This window comes from Streptomyces sp. NPDC053069 (genome assembly GCF_044546895.1).
In the GTDB taxonomy this organism is placed as follows: domain Bacteria; phylum Actinomycetota; class Actinomycetes; order Streptomycetales; family Streptomycetaceae; genus Streptomyces.
Genome location: NZ_JBITZN010000019.1, coordinates 13925 through 26495 on the forward strand (window position 1 = coordinate 13925; position 12571 = coordinate 26495).

15 protein-coding genes and 2 pseudogenes are annotated in these 12571 nt (G+C 69.4%); 9 read left to right on the forward strand and 8 right to left on the reverse strand.

All coding sequences use genetic code 11. The annotated features are described in order from the left end of the window. The first annotated feature begins 71 nt into the window (after window positions 1-71). From ACIGXP_RS33870 to ACIGXP_RS33895, 6 genes and pseudogenes are all read left to right on the forward strand, one after another. Window positions 72-1055 carry a BtrH N-terminal domain-containing protein gene (locus ACIGXP_RS33870; protein ID WP_399774933.1) on the forward strand — a complete coding sequence of 328 codons (984 nt, stop codon included), beginning with the start codon at window positions 72-74 and terminating at the stop codon, window positions 1053-1055. 136 nt (window positions 1056-1191) lie between these two features. After that, a pseudogene (locus tag ACIGXP_RS33875) lies at window positions 1192-1585 on the forward strand (transposase); the annotation flags it as partial. A 49-nt stretch (window positions 1586-1634) separates the two neighbouring features. Beyond that, window positions 1635-1949: a phosphatase PAP2 family protein gene (locus ACIGXP_RS33880; RefSeq protein WP_399774935.1), complete on the forward strand. Its 315-nt coding sequence runs from the start codon at window positions 1635-1637 to the stop codon at window positions 1947-1949. A 455-nt stretch (window positions 1950-2404) separates the two neighbouring features. Further along, window positions 2405-2836 carry a phage holin family protein gene (locus ACIGXP_RS33885; RefSeq protein WP_399774938.1) on the forward strand — a complete coding sequence of 144 codons (432 nt, stop codon included), beginning with the start codon at window positions 2405-2407 and terminating at the stop codon, window positions 2834-2836. Further along, window positions 2833-3321 carry a DUF3618 domain-containing protein gene (locus ACIGXP_RS33890; RefSeq protein WP_399774941.1) on the forward strand — a complete coding sequence of 163 codons (489 nt, stop codon included), beginning with the start codon at window positions 2833-2835 and terminating at the stop codon, window positions 3319-3321. The genes ACIGXP_RS33885 and ACIGXP_RS33890 overlap by 4 nt, the downstream gene beginning before the upstream one ends. 3 nt (window positions 3322-3324) lie before the next feature. Then, window positions 3325-3591, forward strand: coding sequence for a DUF4235 domain-containing protein (locus ACIGXP_RS33895; protein WP_363217257.1), 267 nt, complete (start codon window positions 3325-3327; stop codon window positions 3589-3591). A gap of 445 nt (window positions 3592-4036) precedes the next feature. Here the strand turns inward: ACIGXP_RS33895 and ACIGXP_RS33900 are convergent, their stop codons facing one another. Further along, the gene (locus ACIGXP_RS33900; protein WP_399774943.1) at window positions 4037-4210 is read right to left on the reverse strand and encodes a hypothetical protein; all 174 of its coding nucleotides are present in this window, start codon (window positions 4208-4210) and stop codon (window positions 4037-4039) included. A gap of 304 nt (window positions 4211-4514) precedes the next feature. Between ACIGXP_RS33900 and ACIGXP_RS33905 the strand changes: the two genes are divergently transcribed. Then, entirely contained in the window at window positions 4515-6593 is a 2079-nt protein-coding gene (locus ACIGXP_RS33905) for a SpoIIE family protein phosphatase (RefSeq protein ID WP_399774945.1), read from the forward strand. Window positions 6594-6966: 373 nt separating this feature from the next. On the opposite strand, the gene ACIGXP_RS33910 is transcribed toward ACIGXP_RS33905, so the two are convergent. The 7 genes and pseudogenes from ACIGXP_RS33910 to dnaK form a co-directional block, all read right to left on the reverse strand. Continuing rightward, window positions 6967-7278 carry a hypothetical protein gene (locus ACIGXP_RS33910; RefSeq protein ID WP_399774948.1) on the reverse strand — a complete coding sequence of 104 codons (312 nt, stop codon included), beginning with the start codon at window positions 7276-7278 and terminating at the stop codon, window positions 6967-6969. A gap of 52 nt (window positions 7279-7330) precedes the next feature. Continuing rightward, window positions 7331-7549 (reverse strand): ANTAR domain-containing protein, encoded by a 219-nt coding sequence (locus ACIGXP_RS33915; RefSeq protein WP_399774950.1) that lies wholly within the window; start codon window positions 7547-7549, stop codon window positions 7331-7333. Window positions 7550-7989: 440 nt separating this feature from the next. Beyond that, the gene (locus tag ACIGXP_RS33920) at window positions 7990-8385 is read right to left on the reverse strand and encodes a DUF2267 domain-containing protein (protein ID WP_399774953.1); all 396 of its coding nucleotides are present in this window, start codon (window positions 8383-8385) and stop codon (window positions 7990-7992) included. Between the two features lie 174 nt (window positions 8386-8559). After that, window positions 8560-8637: pseudogene (locus ACIGXP_RS33925) on the reverse strand (hypothetical protein); the annotation flags it as partial. A 15-nt stretch (window positions 8638-8652) separates the two neighbouring features. After that, window positions 8653-8790 (reverse strand): hypothetical protein, encoded by a 138-nt coding sequence (locus tag ACIGXP_RS33930; protein ID WP_399774955.1) that lies wholly within the window; start codon window positions 8788-8790, stop codon window positions 8653-8655. Window positions 8791-8902: 112 nt separating this feature from the next. After that, window positions 8903-9448, reverse strand: coding sequence for a nucleotide exchange factor GrpE (gene grpE / locus ACIGXP_RS33935; protein WP_399774957.1), 546 nt, complete (start codon window positions 9446-9448; stop codon window positions 8903-8905). A gap of 2 nt (window positions 9449-9450) precedes the next feature. Further along, on the reverse strand, window positions 9451-11316 hold the full coding sequence (gene dnaK, locus ACIGXP_RS33940) for a molecular chaperone DnaK (RefSeq protein ID WP_399774959.1): 1866 nt from the start codon (window positions 11314-11316) through the stop codon (window positions 9451-9453). A gap of 273 nt (window positions 11317-11589) precedes the next feature. On the opposite strand from dnaK, the gene ACIGXP_RS33945 reads away from it, so the two are divergent. Together ACIGXP_RS33945 and ACIGXP_RS33950 are read left to right on the forward strand one after the other, a co-directional pair. Next, window positions 11590-11970 carry an STAS domain-containing protein gene (locus ACIGXP_RS33945; protein WP_399774962.1) on the forward strand — a complete coding sequence of 127 codons (381 nt, stop codon included), beginning with the start codon at window positions 11590-11592 and terminating at the stop codon, window positions 11968-11970. Continuing rightward, window positions 11967-12356 carry a hypothetical protein gene (locus ACIGXP_RS33950; RefSeq protein WP_399774965.1) on the forward strand — a complete coding sequence of 130 codons (390 nt, stop codon included), beginning with the start codon at window positions 11967-11969 and terminating at the stop codon, window positions 12354-12356. Before ACIGXP_RS33945 ends, ACIGXP_RS33950 begins: the two co-directional genes overlap by 4 nt. Window positions 12357-12571: the final 215 nt, after the last annotated feature.

The following is a 12571-nucleotide window of genomic DNA, read 5'->3' on the forward strand; positions in this document are numbered from 1 at the left end:
GATCATGCCTGGGACGCGGTGGTCTGGTACGCCCGTCCGCGGCGTCTTCGTGAGGAAGGAGAATGAGCGGCATGACCATGGTGACGGACATCGAGGCCCGCGGTATGCAGCACTGCGAGACGACGGCGCTGGGCGTGCTGCTACGGCACGAGGGACTCGACTTGTCTGAGCCCATGTTGTTCGGGCTCGGCTCAGGGCTGTCCTTCATCTACTGGGACAGCAAAGGCATGGGCTTCCCCTTCCTGGGAGGTCGGGTCAAGCCGTTCGAGCTCACCAGGAACCTGGCCGCCGCACTCGGGCTTGAGCTGCTGGTCGAGGAGACCACCTCCCCGCGCAAGGCTTGGCAGAACGTAGCAGCACCCATCGACGTCGGTCGGCCGGTTGGCCTTCAGCTCGACAGTTACCACCTGGATTACTTCAGCACCAAGGTGCACTTCGGCGGCCACGTCGTGGCCATGTACGGCTACGACGAACACGATGCCTACCTGGTGGACACCGACTCGCAGGGTGGAGCTGTCACCACCAGTCTCGTCAGCCTGGCCAGGGCCAGGGCCGAGCGCGGCCCCATGACCGCCAAGCACCGCTCCTTCACCATCACAGTGCCCAGTAGCCCGAAGCCACCGCTGGACCGGATCATCCTCGCGATCAAGACCTGCGCCGACGCCTTCCTGAACCCGCCCATCGCGAACCTGGGTCACCGGGGCATCGAGAAGACCGCCAAGCAAGTGCCGAAGTGGCTGCAGCGCAGCGACAATCCGGGGGAGGACCTGCCACGGGCTGCCGCCCTCATGGCGAGGGCCGGCACCGGCGGCGCTCTGTTCCGCAATCTCTACCGGGACTTCCTCGCCGAGTGCGTCCAGCTGATCGGCAGCAGCCACCTGCGCACCGGCCACAGCCTGTATTCCGAAGCCGCCACCCTCTGGACACAGGTGGCCGTACTCATCGCGGCAGCAGGCGAATCCGGCGACGCGAAGAACCTCGTGCAGGCCGGCTCCATCCTCCACGACCTCTCGCGCATCGAACGCGATGCGATGCAGGCACTCAGCCTGCTTTAAGGTGCGTCCGACGGATCGCGTGACGGAGCCGTGCCGGTGTCGTTTCGGTCGGTGTGGGGCGAGGTGATCCGTCGGATCGGGAGTGGGCTCGTCCTGAGCCGCACTTGCCGGAGGATATGGGCGGGGCGGGCGGTGGGCGCGCCACCGCCCGCCGCGGATACCAGGCCGACGCGTGCGGCCCGCCCACCACCGCCTCGACGAGGCGATCGGCCGTTCACGCGGCGGGCTCACCATGAAGATTCACCTGGCGAGCGACGGCGGTTGCCGTCCGCCGGCCGCTTATGGTCACCCCTGGGCAGTGGGGTGCCGCCCCGCAGACGATTCCGATCCTGGACCGAATTCGTGTCCCGCGGCCGGCTGGCCGGCATCCGAGGACGCGCCCGGACCACGTCTGCGGCGACAAAGCGTACAGTTCCCGCCGCAACCATCTTTACCTGCGGCGGCGGCAGATCCGGCACACGATCCCGGAGCACCGGGATCAGCGGGCCGACCGCCAACGTCGTGGAAGCCGCGGCGGCCGGTCCGCTGGTACGGCTTCCATGACGCGGTCGCTCTCGCCGCGATCCGGTTCTGGCTTCGGTGAGGAGGCGACGGGCAGTCCCTAGAAGCAGCCCCGCCAACAGATCGACCAGATCGACCGCCTTGCCGACACATTCGACGCCGAGACCACGGCCGCGCCGCACCACAGGACCCCCCGAGTCGTCCTCGTTTCCCTCCGGGCACACCGCAGCCGCAGCAGCCTTCACTGCCGCCGTCTGGCCCGCCTGGCCGCTGGCGGGCATGGTGTGCGCGGTGCCGGCCGCCGCGGTGGCGATCGAGCGCGTGCAAAGCGGTGCCCACTTTCCCAGCGATGTCGCTGCCGGGGCCTGGCTCGTCCGCCACAGCCCCCGCTGAGTGCTGCTGTGGCGGCTGCCGTAGTGGCGCACTGCGCGCAGGCTCGTCACCGCCAGCTGCATGGGCCTGGCGGTGCGCCCTGTCCGAAGAAGGGAGGGCGGGTCAGGGCGCGCTCCACGCTGGCGGCCACCGTGGCGGTGGGCGTCGCCTACGGGTGTCAGGATCTTGCGCATGGCACAGTTGGCGCGTTCACTCCAAGCGCTCCCAGTCGGAGTGGCTGGGTAGGGCCCTCGGTCCGGTAGACCTCTCCCGCCCGAGGGCCTGTGCCTGCCCCAGTAGGAGCGCGCTTTGCTCTCACCCCGGCGTCGGCATGAGCGTGCCAGCCGTCGTGCCGGCTCGGCCGGTGGGACGGGCACAGTGACGCCGGACGCACCGGCAGGCGCAGGCAGGTGTCCTGAACTGGTCTGCTCGGGGTACTCGCGCCGTCGCAAGCCAAGTGACGGGAGGTGATGTTCATGTCGTCGGGTCCGCAGCAGCCCCGGGGCCCGGGCCGGCAGTTGCCGGGCACGGAACCGGTGGGCGAGCTGGTGCAGCGTGCCTCGCAGCAGCTGACACAACTGGTGCGCGGGGAAATGCGCCTGGTCCAGGCGGAGATGAAGGAGAAGGGCAGGCGTTACAGCAAGGGAGGCGGCCTGTTCGGCGGCGCCGGCCTGGTCGGGTTCCTGATGCTTCAGGCCCTGGTGGTCACCGTGATCGCCGCACTCGCGGTGGTGCTGCCGGTGTGGGCCGCAGCCCTCATCGTGACCGCCGTCCTCGGTGCGATCGCCGCGGTGATGGCGTTGACGGGGAAGAAAGAGGTCGCCCAGGCAGCGCCGCCCGCCCCGAAAGAGTCGATGGAGAACGTGAAGGCCGACGTGGCCGAGATCAAGGAGCGTGCGCACCGATGACCCAGCCGCCTCACGACGAGCCGACCGCCCGGACCCCGCAGGAGCTGCGCGAGCAGGTCGAGCAGACCCGCCACGAGCTCGGGGGAACGGTGGAGGCGCTCGCGGCCGAGACCGACCTGAAGGCCCGCGCCCAGCGGAAGGCCGCCGAGGTCAAGGACCAGGCCGCCGCCAAGGCCGGTGAGCTGAAGGAACAAGCCGCCTTGAAGGCCGGTCAGTTGATGGAAAAGGCGGCCGAGGCCGCGTCCCTGGCGGCGGACAGGGCGCCCGGGCCGGTCAGGGACAAGGCCGCCCAGGCCGCCGGGCAGGCCCGCTCGAAGGCAGCTAAGGCCGGTCAGCTGTGGCAGGACAAGGCCCCGGAGGCACCCGAGCCGGTACGGGCCAAGACGTCCCAGGCCACTCAGGCGGCTCGGGACAACAGCCTGCTGCTGGCGGCCGCCGGTGCGGCCGTGCTGGTCTGGCTGGTGTGCCGCCGGCGGAAGGGATGAGCGATGAAGGCGTCCAAGATCGCCTATAAGCCGGTCGGTCTCGTCCTTGGTGCGGTCAGCGGCATGCTCGCCGGTGCCCTGTTCAAGCAGGCGTGGAAGATGCTGGGGCACGATGACGACGCACCCGATGCCACCGATGAAGAGCGCGGCTGGGGGGAAGTGGTGACGGCCGCGGTCCTGCAGGGCGCGATCTTCGCCGGGACGAAGGCGGTCGTGGACCGTGCCGGCGCAGCCGCCACCCGCAGCCTGACCGGCACCTGGCCCGGCTGATCCGCTATAAGGATGCGGGGCCGGTGACCAGATACCGGCCCCGCGTCCGCCCGTGAAATCCCACGAAGGCCCGTCACAGATGTCTGGTCAGAACGCGGCGGTCACGCTGACAGCCGCAGCAGTCATCGCCACGATCCTGATCACCCGGGCAGCGGTCCTGCACCACACGGGTCGAGAGCGCGCCGCCTGCACGGCGCGACCGCCACAGCGTGACACTGCATCCCACGCCGATACGACTGCGCCACGTGCCGCCGCACCGCCGGACGACGTTGCTCTGCGCGCCGTGCGAGAGGCCGAACAGCACATCTACCGCTGCCGGCAGCAGTGGTAAGCACCCACTGACCCGCCCGAGTGAACCGGACGCGAGCACAGCCGGGACAGCCGGCTGGCACCGGCGGCGGCCGCTGCGCAGCGAGCCGCGCAGCGTTCTTGGCCGGGTTGCGAGTCAGGCCGTGAGGGCGTCGCGCAGACTGCCACAGCCTGGGAAGACGGTCTCGACGCCCACGATCTGCACCGTGCGCATGACCGAGGCCGCGAGGCCGGCCGGGCGCAGCGAGCCGCTGGCTTGGACCAGGTTGCGGTGAGCGGCGAGAAGGGTGTTGATCCCGCTGGCGTCCATCAAGGTGACCTGCGAGTTTCCTTTGATCCTCGATCCCGCAGGTGAGTCATCATGCACGCTGGCGCTGCCCCGCCAGCCCACCGGCCATGCACCTGTACGCGGACCTCACGGCGCGCAGATGAGGGTAGGCGGGAAGTGGTGACCAGCCCGTGGTGAGGTGGACTATGGGTCTTTCGGTGGCTTCCGCATGGTGAGGGAAACCACCGGAAATGCCTGGCGCGTGCCTTGTCCCGACGTTGGCGCCGCGCAGTGGAGGCACCGCTTCGGGCGGGGATGCTGCCCACACAGAAAGGAGGCGAGTTCGATGAGCCGAGCCAGGCAGCGCCCGCAGCACGTGGAACCTCCTGAGACGGAGCCGTCGGACCCGAGCGGGTTGATGGATCTCCTCGCGGTCGCCGCGGTGCTGGTGGAGGCCGACGGACGCATCGACATGTGGAGTCCGCAGGCCGAGGACCTGTTCGGCTACAGCCGTGAGGAAGCTGTCGGCCGGTATGCGGCGCCGCTGCTGCTGCACCCTGAACACCGGGACGCGGCGATCAGGCTCTTCGCGGAGGTGATGGCCACCGGCCGCAGCTGGGCGGGGGCGTTTCCCATCCGGCACAAGGACGGCTCCACCCGGATGGTGGAGTTCCGTAACATGCGGCTGACGGACAACGTCGGTGACCACTACGCGCTCGGGCTGGCCACCGACCGGACCACGCTCCGCCAAGTCGAACGCGACGTGGCCCTGTCCACCCGGCTGGTCACCCAGGCCCCCATCGGGCTGGCCGTCCTGGACACCGACCTGCGCTACCTGGTCGTCAACCCCGCCCTGGCCGCCATGCACGGCACCGACGAGGCCGACCACATCGGCCGCCGCTTCCAAGAAATCCTTCCCGCCGCGCCGTTTCGGGCCGCGGCAGCGGCGATGCGCAAGGTCCTTGACACCGGTGTCCCTGTGGTGGACAACCAGGTCATCGGGCGCACCCCCGCTGACCCCGACCACGAGCACGCCTGGACGGCATCGATCTACCGTCTTGAGGACCACCGCGGCCACGTGCTGGGCATCGCCATGGTGGTCGTCGATGTCACCGACCGCTACCAGGCGGCACTGCGCGCCGACCGGGCCCAGCAGCGCCTGCGCCTGATCGCGGAGGGCTCATCCCGCATCGGCACCACCCTGGAGGTGGAGCGCACCGCGCGGGAACTCGCCGACGTCGTCGTGCCCGGCCTCGCCGACATGGTCGCGGTCGACTTGTTGGACTCCGTGCTGCAGACGGGCCGCACCGACCCCGGCGAGGGCCCGCCGCTGTTTCGCGCCCTGGCGGTCAAGACCGCCTACCCCACTGACGCCGCAAGGGCGATCGTCCCGCCCGGCCGGCTCACCACCTACCACGCCGACCACCCGGCGGCCCACTGCATCCGCACCCGCACACCCCAGCTGCTGACCCACATCGGCGGCGGCGAGCACGCCCGGATCGCCGCCGACGCCGAGGGCGCCGACCTGCTCGCCCGGGCCGGGGTCCACAGCGACATGGCCATCCCTCTCATCGCCCGCAATGAGGTCATCGGTGTCATGGGCCTGGCCCGCGCCCGCACCCCCCAGCCGTTCGACGAGGACGACCTCGCCCTGGCCTGCGAGCTGGCCTCGACTGCCGCGCTGAGCATCGACAACGCCGTCCTGCACCAGCACATCCGCAAGTCCGCCGAGACCCTCCAGCGCAGCCTGCTGCCGCAGCTGCCGCCCCGCCATCCCGGTCTGGAGATCGCCGCCCGCTACCTGCCCGCGCAGGCCATCAGCCAGGTGGGCGGCGACTGGTACGACGTCCTCCCGCTCGACGGCGACCGCACCGCGCTCACGGTCGGCGACGTCATGGGCAGCGGTATCGACGCCGCCACCACCATGGGTCGGCTGCGCACCGCCACCTCCACCCTCGCCCAGCTCGAACTGGACCCCTCCCAGGTCCTCACCCACCTCGACAAGATCACCAACAGTCTCGACCCCTACATCGCCACCTGCCTGTACGCGCTGTACGACCCCCACCGCACCCGGCTGCACGTGGCCTGCGCCGGCCACCTGCCCCCCGTCCTCATCCGGTCCCGCCGAGCGCCCGAGCTGCTGGATTTGCCGACCGGCACGCCCCTGGGCGTCGGCGGTCTGCCCTTCGATACCACCACCCTCTCCTTCGAGCCCGGTGACCAGCTCGTTCTCTATACCGACGGACTCATCGAGACCCGCGAGCACGCCATCGACCAACGTCTCGACGCCCTCCTGCGCCTGCTGGCGCAACCGTGTAACACGGTGGAGGAGACCTGCGACCGGCTTCTGCAGCGGCTGCAGCACTCGGCCGGACACGACGACATCGCCCTGCTCATCGCTCGTGCCCAGCCCGTGATTCGGTAGCCATGGGCGCCGGTGGCGGTATGGAGGACGCCAGGCGCGGGCACACGGAGGTGATGCGTGGCGTGGTGCAGGTGGGCCCAGCAGGGACGGGCGGGCAGGGTGCTGTGGGCGTGCTGGGCCGGCTGGATGGTTACCAGCGACGTCTCGGCCTGCTCGCCTGGCTCTGTCTCGGCGCCCTGGTCTACGTCATCACGGCCTACCGTTCCTACGCGGCAACGGAGCTTCAAAGGCTTCGAGAAGATCACCGTCCAGTTCGATGCGCCACCCCGCACGGACGCCAGCAACACCCCGGACTCGCCACAACTCCTGCCGCGTGCACGCCCCCCGCAGTGCCGGTGGCCGGATATCCCACCAGATCTGCACACCGGCCGCTTCAGCTTTCTACCGGCTTGATCCGCACCTCTCCGCTGTGCCGGTCGGCCTGCACCGCGTAGCCGGCCTGCGTGAGAATCTCCAGCAACGCCTGTCGCAGTGCGGCACGGATCCCCTCGTACTCCGCGACCTGCCGCCCCACCGGATCCAGCTCTGGTGACGGCAGCCAGCCGACGACCACTGCATCCTGCTCCTGGCGGACCTTCAGGCCCGTCCCCTCTGCGGCACTCGCGGACGCGACATCGAACCCCGCACGGGCGAGCGTGCTGCACACATCCGTGAACAGCCCCTGCAGAGCAACTCCGTCAGCCATGCACGAAATCTACACAAGCCGGCGTGGAGGGCTTCAACTGAATCGGCCTGCTTCAGGCCAGGGAAGACGGCCGACTACAGGGCCGGACCTGCTGGACCACGTCGCGCAGTTTGGTGTTGTGGTGCTGGGAGATCCGGCGCAGCACGTCTAAGGCGTCGCCCTCGCCGAGGTGGTGGCGTTCCATGAGGATGCCCATGGCCTCGCCGATGGCGTGCCGGGAATCGATGGCGTGTTGGAGTTGATTGATGGTGTGGATGCTGGCCAGGGCCACGGCCGCGTGGGAGGCCGGCAGCCGGCCGGCGGTTTCGAACTCCTTGGTGAAGGTGAGAGCAGAGATTCAGCGCGCCGAAGTCTTCCCGGTCGGTGCAGCGCAGGACTCCGCTCATGCTGTCCACTCCCAGCTCTCGGGCGCCGGCGGCGAAACGCAGGGAGGCCGGCCGGGGCTGGGTCATGTGCGCGACCCGGTACAGAAGTTGGCCGCACAGTTGGCGCGCAGCCCGCTCAGGCGGCTGGGCGAGTCGGCGCGGCCGAACATCAGCGCGTAGCAACCTCGCCGTCCGCAGCGGCACTTCCCGCAGATGCTGGAGAAGAGCCGCTAGGAATACCTGGGAAGGGGGTCGAAGAAGCCGTCCGCCTGGTCGTTGCGGGACTCGGGCGTTTGCCCTTCTGTCGCTGGTATCCCGTGAGCGCGGCACCGGGTTGGGGGCTTGATCAGGTGGGCTGGGGGCGGCCGAAGAGCAGGTCGTAGCCTGCGGGGAGCTGGAGCAGGATCTGGCCCAGGAGATCGTGGCCCGCAGCGTCGGCGACGGTGCTGAGGACGGCGCTGACGTCCCAGGCCGCGGTCTGCTCGGTGGCCCCCTCGATCCAGGCTGCCGTCGCCCGCACGAACCTCTCCGGAGGCAGCGGCTCGGCGCTCTGCAGGGGGTTGAGCAGGATCAGGGCGAAGTCTTCCGGCAGGCGCGCCGCCAGCTGGGCGCGTACCTCGCCGACCAGGTGGGCACCCAGCAGGGCGAGGACCACGCGCGCCGCGCGCTCTGCTTCCCGATCTGTTTCGTACTCGCCGCGTTCCTTCACCTGGTCGAGGAAGGCTTCGCGTCGCAGGGTCATGTCGGCCGCCACCCTTCTTCGGCTTCTTTGCTCCGGTGGGGGGGCGGAGGGCGGGTGAGGGGGAGATCGGATGCCCGTCCTCCGCCGGTTTGTCGGCCCCGGCCGCCATCGACCAGCCGGAGATCTCCTCACGGGACCGCTTATGGCGATCTTGCGGGGTTTGGCGCTCGGAGCGCAGGCTGTGTTGGTCATGCCCTGGCCGAGCGGACCGGTGGTGGTCGGCACGCCAGCGGTGTGGCCGTGCTCGGGGTGCGCCGGGGCCTGGTTTCAGCCGGCCAGATCGGCTTTGCCGAACGGGACGGCGTAGCCGGAGGGGAGCTGGCTGATGATCTGGTTCAGCTCACCGCCGGAGACGGCGCCGGCCAGGGTGGTCAGGATGCTGTCGTATTCGCCGAGCTCACGCACGCGCGCGAGGAACTCATGGTGCTGCGTCGTTTCGTCACCTCCGCCTGCCAGCGATCTCAGGGCATCGAAGGCGATGCCCGCTTCCCTCGGTACTCAAGTAGGGGCAAGCCTGTCAGCTACGCGCGACAGGCCAGGGCGGCTTGTCTGCCGGAGCGGATGACTCCCCGACGCCACACTCCCGCCGCGGTGCACTCCTCGCCGGCGGGGCCGGTCCGGTGACCTCCACAGTCGCCGGGCGCAGCAGGTTCTCGCCCAGACGGTAGCCGGGACGCAGAACCGCCGAGCACACCAGGCGGTCCGCAGCGGCGCAGACATGGTGGGTGAGAGCGTCGTGGCACGCGGGGTCGAACGGATCGCCCACCTCACCGAACGACGTGACGCCCAACGAGCCGAGCTGCTCCTGCAGGCTGTCAGTGATGTCCTTCAGGCCGGGCGTCAGCGGCTCGTGCGCCAACGCCCGGTCGACGGCGTCCAGCACGGGCAGCAGCGCCCGCACCACGTTGGCCACCGCTATCTCGCGTACGGCCAGGCGGTCCCGCCGGACCCGCTTGCGGTAGTTGTCGTACTCGGCCTTCACCCGCTGCAGGTCGGCGGTCCGCTCCTCCACCAGGCGCCGCAGCCTGTCCAGCTCGGTGCTCCGCGGACCGCTCCCGGTCATCGTCAGCCAGCCTCCGGCTTGTCGTCGTCCACGATCTCGGCGTCCACCACGTCATCCTCGGACGACCCACCGCTCGTACCACCGCCCGCGGACGCGCCGGCCGGCTGCTCGGCCCGCGACTTCTCATACAGGGCGGTGCCGATCTTCTGCGCGGCCTGCGCGGTGCGGTCGACGGCCTGCCGGATCGCCGCCGTGTCCGCGTTCTCGTCCTTCAGCTTCTCCTTCAGCTCGGCCAGCGCCGTCTCCGTCTCGGACTTGGCGTCGGCCGGGATGTTCTCGGTGTTGTCCTTGAGGAGCTTCTCGGTGGAGTAGACGAGCTGTTCGCCCTGGTTGCGGGTCTCGGCCGCCTCACGGCGCCGACGGTCCTCCTCGGCGTGCTGCTCGGCCTCGCGGACCATGCGGTCGATGTCGTCCCTGGGCAGCGCCGAGCCGCCGGTCACCGTCATCTTCTGTTCCCTGCCGGTGCCCAGGTCCTTGGCGGAGACGTGCATGATGCCGTTGGCGTCGATGTCGAAGGCCACCTCGATCTGCGGCACCCCGCGCGGCGCCGGAGCGATACCGGTCAGCTCGAACATGCCGAGCTTCTTGTTGTACGCCGCGATCTCCCGTTCGCCCTGGAAGACCTGGATCGTCACCGAGGGCTGGTTGTCCTCGGCCGTGGTGAAGATCTCCGAACGCCGGGTCGGGATCGTCGTGTTGCGCTCGATCAGCTTGGTCATGATGCCGCCCTTGGTCTCGATACCGAGGGACAGCGGGGTGACATCGAGGAGCAGGACGTCCTTGACCTCGCCCTTGAGGACACCGGCCTGCAGGGAGGCACCGACGGCCACGACCTCGTCCGGGTTGACGCCCTTGTGCGGATCCTTGCCGGTCAGCTCCTTCACCAGCTCGGTCACCGCCGGCATCCGGGTGGAGCCGCCGACCAGGACGACGTGGTCGATGTCGGACACCTTGATCCCGGCGTCCTTGATCGCGTTGTGGAACGGGGCCTTGCACCGCTCCAGCAGGTCGGCAGTGAGCTGCTGGAACTGGGCGCGGGTCAGTTTCTCGTCCAGGTGCAGCGGGCCCTCGGCCGAGGCGGTGATGTAGGGCAGGTTGATGGTGGTCTCGGTGGACGAGGACAGCTCGACCTTCGCCTTCTCCGCCGCCTCCCTCAAGCGCTGCACAGCCATCTTGTCCTTGGCCAGATCGACGCCGTAATGGTTCTTGAACTGCTTGACCAGGTGGTCGACGATCCGCTGGTCCCAGTCGTCACCGCCCAAATGAGTGTCGCCGTTGGTGGCCTTGACCTCGATGACGCCCTCACCCATCTCCAGCAGCGACACGTCGAAGGTCCCGCCGCCCAGGTCGAAGACGAGGACCGTCTGGTCGTTCTCCTTGTCCAGCCCGTACGCCAGCGCGGCGGCCGTCGGCTCGTTGATGATCCGCAGCACGTTCAGCCCCGCGATCTCACCGGCCTCCTTGGTCGCCTGCCGCTGGGCGTCGTCGAAGTACGCGGGCACGGTGATCACCGCATCCGTGACGTCCTCACCCAGATACGCCTCCGCGTCCCGCTTCAGCTTCTGCAGCACGCGCGCGGAGATCTCCTGCGCGGTGTAGCGCTTGCCGTCGACGTCCCCGTGCTCGGGAAAACGCCAGGCATGGTCCCCCATGTGCCGCTTGACCGAGCGCGCGGTGCGCTCCACGTTCGTCACGGCCTGCCGCTTGGCGACCTCGCCGACGAGGACCTCACCGTTCTTGGAGAACGCCACCACCGACGGGGTGGTCCGGGCGCCCTCGGTGTTGGTGATGACGGTGGGCTCGCCGCCCTCAAGGACCGAGACCACCGAGTTCGTCGTACCCAGGTCGATACCAACCGCACGTGCCATCTGTGCTCTCCCTCCTCGTCCTCACCTCGTTCTTCGCCTCACCGGCAGGGCATCCACCGGACCGGACCTGCACGCAGCGGCGGCTCGGGACGTGCATCCCCCGCTCCTCCGAACCCGCACGTCCGGCCACCTCCTCGCCATCCTGAACTGCGGTTTCATACCCACTTGCCTACCTTCCTGAAATAAAACTTGAGTCTTGTGTTGTCAAGTTCGGGCGAGGTATAGGGGAGGTGTCCGCGGTACTCCCGATACCCAGAGAGCGGGGTGCGGATCATGGCACTGTTCCTCGCGGCGCACTGGCACAACGGCTGGGCCGTGAGAGAGATCAACGGCGCCCTGGACACGGCCACGGCCAGGGAACTGCGTGACTTCGCGGCGCCCGTCCACGCGCGGCACCGGCACCGTCATCTGATCCTGGACCTGTCCGAACTGACCCATGCCGACGCCGACGGCCTCGACGCTCTGATGTCCGTGCGGACGCTGCTGGACCAGGACCAGGAGGAGCTCCGCCTGGTATGCCCACAAGGGCGGACCGAGCGGCTGCTGCACAGCAGCGGCGCCGCTTCAGACCTGCCCGTGTATCCCTCCCTCGACGCGGCCCTGTCAGCACCCCGGATCGTTCCCGCACACCGGATGGGAGGTGCAGTGCAGTGATCACCGAACTTGCTGTCGAACGTGTGGAGTTCACCTGCGGCTCGTGCTGGCACCGCTGGAGCGTCGACTACGACGTGCAGCGCTACCGAGACGCCCTCGACGCCGAGTGGGAGGTCTTCTACCGCGACAACACCGCCGTTCCCTCCCCGTATACGCCGCAGGGCGCCCCGCCCTGCGAGCACTGCGGCCGCCGCTGGGTCGGTCGCCTGGTGGCGCGCCGGCCCGTGCCGCTGCCCGGTGACGCCGAGGCGCCGCGCAGCCAAGTCCCGGCCCAGGGTGCCGATCGCCCCGAGCGGCACACCGCGCCGATGCTCCACGCCGCCGGTCACCCGCAGCCGCAACCCGGCGCACAAGCAGCCCCGCCGTCCACGAAGCCCTCCGGGTGACCCCGTGCGCGCCCCCTCTTGAAGGCGGGCGCGCACTGTATGCCAGGCACTCTGGCGCGCCGACTTCCAGGACGCTACGGCGGGAGCCTGCGGATGGAGGATGGACGTCCCGGTTGACTGTCAGGTGTGAGCTGCAGCATTGCCGATCCGCGCGGACGGCCTCCACGATGACCGGATCAGAGACGTCAAGGAAGGCAGCTCCTCATGGGTGATCA

Bases quoted from the DNA above. Each gene is read 5' to 3' on its own strand.
- ACIGXP_RS33870 (WP_399774933.1), top strand. From the start codon at position 72: ATGACCATGGTGACGGACATCGAGGCCCGCGGTATGCAGCACTGCGAG.
- ACIGXP_RS33885 (WP_399774938.1), top strand. From the start codon at position 2,405: ATGTCGTCGGGTCCGCAGCAGCCCCGGGGCCCGGGCCGGCAGTTGCCG.
- ACIGXP_RS33890 (WP_399774941.1), top strand. From the start codon at position 2,833: ATGACCCAGCCGCCTCACGACGAGCCGACCGCCCGGACCCCGCAGGAG.
- ACIGXP_RS33895 (WP_363217257.1), top strand. From the start codon at position 3,325: ATGAAGGCGTCCAAGATCGCCTATAAGCCGGTCGGTCTCGTCCTTGGT.
- ACIGXP_RS33900 (WP_399774943.1), bottom strand. From the start codon at position 4,210: ATGGACGCCAGCGGGATCAACACCCTTCTCGCCGCTCACCGCAACCTG.
- ACIGXP_RS33905 (WP_399774945.1), top strand. From the start codon at position 4,515: ATGAGCCGAGCCAGGCAGCGCCCGCAGCACGTGGAACCTCCTGAGACG.
- ACIGXP_RS33910 (WP_399774948.1), bottom strand. From the start codon at position 7,278: ATGGCTGACGGAGTTGCTCTGCAGGGGCTGTTCACGGATGTGTGCAGC.
- ACIGXP_RS33920 (WP_399774953.1), bottom strand. From the start codon at position 8,385: ATGACCCTGCGACGCGAAGCCTTCCTCGACCAGGTGAAGGAACGCGGC.
- grpE (WP_399774957.1), bottom strand. From the start codon at position 9,448: ATGACCGGGAGCGGTCCGCGGAGCACCGAGCTGGACAGGCTGCGGCGC.
- dnaK (WP_399774959.1), bottom strand. From the start codon at position 11,316: ATGGCACGTGCGGTTGGTATCGACCTGGGTACGACGAACTCGGTGGTC.
- ACIGXP_RS33945 (WP_399774962.1), top strand. From the start codon at position 11,590: ATGGCACTGTTCCTCGCGGCGCACTGGCACAACGGCTGGGCCGTGAGA.